We start from the raw sequence: 4,252 nt of genomic DNA on the forward strand, positions 1-4,252 counted from the left end.
CCGATAAGCCACTTAGCCAAATTAAAAAAGGGCAACTGGTTAGATATAAGTTAGCAGAGAATGGCCAGCTTGATATCTTGCAGCTTGAAAAAAGAAATCAGTCTGTGATGTTTTTCCGACTGTCAGATGGCGGATTTGGCCGAAGTAAGTAAACATTTACTTACGTTGACTATCTCATTGTAAAAGGGAGTGATAATTATCACTCCCTTTTACTTTTCAGTCTTCACACTATTTGGCTAGCTTCATATCTATGTGTGGGATATCGTCTTCTAAGTACATCTCTGAGGTTTGGACAAAACCATGTTTCTGATAGAAGGCTGATAAATGTTCCTGCGCTCCTATTTCTATCGACTCGTTTGGCCATAGTGACTGGCACTCTATCAGTGCTTGTTCTAGGAGTTTATGGCCAAGTCCACCGCCACGGTGGGTTTCACTTGTGGCTACTCGACCGATACTCACTGACGGATAGCTGAGTCCTTTTGGAAGCAGACGAGCGCACGCAATCAAGGTTTCATCTTGATAGCCAAGTAGGTGGTGAACGCCAGATTGTTGGTCTTTATTGTCTAGTTCAGGGTAAGGGCATGTCTGTTCTACAACGAACACATCTACTCTCAATTTGAGTAATTGATAAAGCTCATGTGTGGTGAGCTGGGAAAAAGATTTAAGTTGCCAAGTAATCATTTCAGTTGCTTGAAGGTTGCTTATCTAAGCAATGTATCAAGAGTGGAACTTGAGCGATACAAAAAAGCCGCAATTTTCATTGCGGCTTTGAACTATCTAAACAGAAACTATTTCTGTAGGTCGATCTGGTAAACACCAAAGCCAACATCATCCGTAGCAACACGTTTCATTGGGTACTGACCTTTCTCCTCAATGAACTTCGCAGCTTTCTCACTTGGTGATGTTTCAAAGCGGATATCTAACTGCTTATCAGACTCAATTGGTGCGAATGTCCAGTTATTGTCTGCGCTTGGCGTTACTTCGCCTTTCTCTTCACTTACGCGAGTAATATAAGCAGCAATAACTGAGCGGTTTTCGTCTGGAGAATCAAACGCAACGAACTCAGAACCTGTGCCTGGGAATTTGTTGCTGTACGCGCGGTAGTTGTTGGTTGCGATAATGAAGTCTTGCTTCATATCGATTGGCTTGCCTTGGTAAGTCAGGCCAACAATACGCTCAGCGTCCTCGTTAACGACTTTACAGTTGCCATCATACTTTGCAGGCTTAGTGACATCGATTTGGTAGTTCACACCGTCTATAACGTCGAAGTTATAAGTGCGGAAACCATCCCAGTCGATAAGCTGCTGTGGAGCGGTGCTGTTTACATCAATCTGCTTGAACTGACCCGCTGTACACTCGAGCCACTCTTTTACCTCTTTACCGGTTACCTTCATCGCGACAAGCGTATTCGGGTAAAGGTATAGATCCGCTGCGTTGCGGAAAGTGAGCTGGCCAGATTCAACCTCAGTAAAGTTCGCTGGGTCATTCTTACGCCCGCCCGCTTTAAATGGCGCAGCGGCAGACAGTACAGGGATGTCTGATAGGTCTGGGTCGCCTTGAATAAAGCGCTCAACATAATCTTTCTGGGCAAGGTTAACGATCTGAACGGTTGGATCATCCTGTACAAGTGCTAAGAAGCTGTACATAACATCGTTAGCTTTACCGATTGGTTGGTTCACAAAATCACGAGTGCCTTTGTGGTCAGCTTCTAGTGCTTTGACCATCTCTGCATCGGCTTGTGCCAGTGATTTTTTGTTGACCTTGTCATAGATAGGGCGAGCTTCTGATTGACCATCAACCACAACCCACTTGCCATCTTTTTCTTTAAGTTCTAGGTCGATAACACCAACATGGCTACCCCAACGCCCTGGCATTACAGATGCTACGCCATTAATGGTGCCTTTTTGGTTGTCGACGCCTTGAATGTTATCGAACCCTTTACCTGGGAATACCGCGTGTGAGTGACCGAAAGCAATCGCATCAATACCTTCAACTTCTGCTAGGTAATAAGTTGAGTTTTCTGCGCCACGTTTGTATGGGTCTGCCGCAACACCTGAGTGAGGAATCGCGACGATAACTTCCGCTCCCTCTTTTTTCATTTGAGGAACGAGCTCTTCAGCCATCTCTTTGATGTCTTTGGCGAAAACCTTACCTTCTAGGTTCTTCTTATCCCAAACCATGATTTGTGGTGGAACAAAGCCGATGTAGCCCACTTTAACTTCATGCTCTGCGCCGTCTACATCTTTAAATGTATGAGTCTTGATGATGTATGGCTTGAAGTAGTGCTCACCGGTTTTTTTATCAAATACGTTAGCACTGATGTACGGGAAGTCTGCATCATTAATGGTTTCTGCCAGGAACTCTAGTCCGTAGTTGAACTCGTGGTTACCAATATTACCTACGTCGTAGTTAAGTTGGTTCATTGCTTTATAAACAGGGTGAACTTCGGCGACTTCAATGCCTTTCGACGCCATGTAGTCACCCATTGGGCTACCTTGGATCAAGTCACCGTTGTCAACCAAAACACTGTTTTCAACTTCAGCACGAGCTTGTTTAACGAGAGTAGCAGCACGCGTTAAACCAATCTTTTGTGATGGTTTGTCTTTGTAGTAGTCGTAATCCATGACATTGGTGTGAATGTCGGTTGTTTCAACGATACGAAGTTTGATCGTATCCGCCATTGCTGGGCCTGCCATGGCTAACATGCCACCCAGTACAGCTAGAGACAGAGGTTTCACTGCTACTTTCATTTTTATGCTCCGATAGCTTTAATTAGACGATGCATAATGTAACAAAATGCGATGAAACAATGATTACACTCAATATCAAAGTGTGACTTGGAGCGTTTGCTGTATGGAGTTCTGCTGTGAATCTCTCACAATTGGACAAAGCTTAAACAGTCGCGGAAAAGTTGGCTTATCAGGATTTGATATAAAAAATGAAATTTTAGAATTTCAGGTAATATGACTAGGGCGCCATAATGCCTTCATAGATTAAATGAGGATGACATTATGGCGAGCAGGGATACGGTTTCTCAATTTCCGTTAAGCAGTCAGCGCACAACGCGAAGCAAGCAGGCCGATCTTAATACCTTAGGCCAGAGTGTTTTGGGTTATGGAGAAGTTGCACTTATTGGGGCAGGTCCGGGTGACTTAGAACTACTGACCATTAAAGCACTGCGCTTCCTTCAGCAAGCCGATGTTGTTCTCTATGACTATCTGGTATCTGACGACATTATGTCTTTAGTGCCTAGCGATACTATTCAAGTCTGTGTCGGTAAACGTGCCGGTCACCATAGTGTTCCTCAAGAAAAAACCAACCAACTTCTGCTCGACTTTGCACTAAAAGGTCATCGTGTGGTGCGTATTAAAGGCGGCGATCCGTTTATCTTCGGTCGTGGTGGTGAAGAGCTAGAAGTGCTTGCTGATGCCGGTATCTCTTTTCATGTTGTCCCGGGAATTACAGCAGCAGCAGGAGCAACAGCATACGCAGGCATTCCTCTTACTCACCGTGACTACGCCCAGTCAGCCATGTTCATTACTGGCCACTTAAAAGCGGAAAGTGATCACATGGATTGGTCCACCCTTGCTCGAGGTAATCAAACCTTAGTGATCTACATGGGGTTGATGAAGTCTGAGTACATCCAAAGTCAGTTAATTGAACACGGTCGCCAGCCAGATACACCCATCGCGATCATCGAACGCGGTACACATAGCCAACAGAAAATTTTCAAAGGTCAGCTTGCTGAGCTCGCTGACCTTGCAAAAGACGCACAGTCACCTTCTCTCATTGTCGTTGGAGAGGTGGTTGCCTTGTCGGAAAAACTTGCTTGGTTTGAACCTCAAGCGAAAAAGACCGAACTTCAGCGTCAATCAGCCTAACGCCATTAAATAGATTAGCCATTGGCTCAAAGAGTCACAAAGGAAGCAACTAACATGGACCAAGAACGTTTAACCCATCTTAAGCAGCTTGAAGCGGAAAGTATTCACATCATTCGTGAAGTCGCTGCTGAGTTTGATAACCCAGTGATGATGTACTCCATCGGTAAAGATTCATCGGTCATGCTGCACCTAGCTCGTAAGGCTTTTTACCCAGGTAAGATTCCTTTCCCGCTACTGCATGTCGACACCGATTGGAAATTTAAAGAGATGATTGAATTCCGTGACCGTACCGCTGAAAAATACGGTTTTGAGCTGTTAGTTCATAAGAACCCAGAAGGTTTGGCAATGGGATGTAGCCCATTTGTGCATGG

At 44.8% G+C, this 4,252-nt stretch carries 5 protein-coding genes; 3 read left to right on the top strand and 2 right to left on the bottom strand.

The genetic code is table 11. The features are described from left to right. Positions 1-152 (top strand): LysM-like peptidoglycan-binding domain-containing protein (locus QTO00_RS15675; RefSeq protein ID WP_331425628.1); only part of this gene is annotated, 152 nt, incomplete at its 5' end. A gap of 76 nt (positions 153-228) precedes the next feature. Here QTO00_RS15675 and QTO00_RS15680 read toward each other — a convergent pair. Beyond that, the gene (locus QTO00_RS15680) at positions 229-681 is read right to left on the bottom strand and encodes a GNAT family N-acetyltransferase (protein WP_331425624.1); all 453 of its coding nucleotides are present in this window, start codon (positions 679-681) and stop codon (positions 229-231) included. Positions 682-788: 107 nt separating this feature from the next. Continuing rightward, positions 789-2,750 carry a 2',3'-cyclic-nucleotide 2'-phosphodiesterase gene (cpdB, locus tag QTO00_RS15685; protein ID WP_331425625.1) on the bottom strand — a complete coding sequence of 654 codons (1,962 nt, stop codon included), beginning with the start codon at positions 2,748-2,750 and terminating at the stop codon, positions 789-791. A gap of 261 nt (positions 2,751-3,011) precedes the next feature. On the opposite strand from cpdB, the gene cobA reads away from it, so the two are divergent. Together cobA and QTO00_RS15695 are read left to right on the top strand one after the other, a co-directional pair. Beyond that, positions 3,012-3,881, top strand: coding sequence for a uroporphyrinogen-III C-methyltransferase (gene cobA / locus QTO00_RS15690; RefSeq protein WP_331425626.1), 870 nt, complete (start codon positions 3,012-3,014; stop codon positions 3,879-3,881). Between the two features lie 54 nt (positions 3,882-3,935). Further along, positions 3,936-4,252 (top strand): phosphoadenosine phosphosulfate reductase domain-containing protein (locus QTO00_RS15695; protein WP_331425627.1); only part of this gene is annotated, 317 nt, incomplete at its 3' end.

This window comes from Vibrio sp. M260118, assembly GCF_036533755.1.
Taxonomy (GTDB): domain Bacteria; phylum Pseudomonadota; class Gammaproteobacteria; order Enterobacterales; family Vibrionaceae; genus Vibrio.

Coding starts and splice junctions, on each gene's coding strand:
- cobA (WP_331425626.1), top strand. CDS start 3,012: ATGGCGAGCAGGGATACGGTTTCTCAATTTCCGTTAAGCAGTCAGCGC.
- cpdB (WP_331425625.1), bottom strand. CDS start 2,750: ATGAAAGTAGCAGTGAAACCTCTGTCTCTAGCTGTACTGGGTGGCATG.
- QTO00_RS15680 (WP_331425624.1), bottom strand. CDS start 681: ATGATTACTTGGCAACTTAAATCTTTTTCCCAGCTCACCACACATGAG.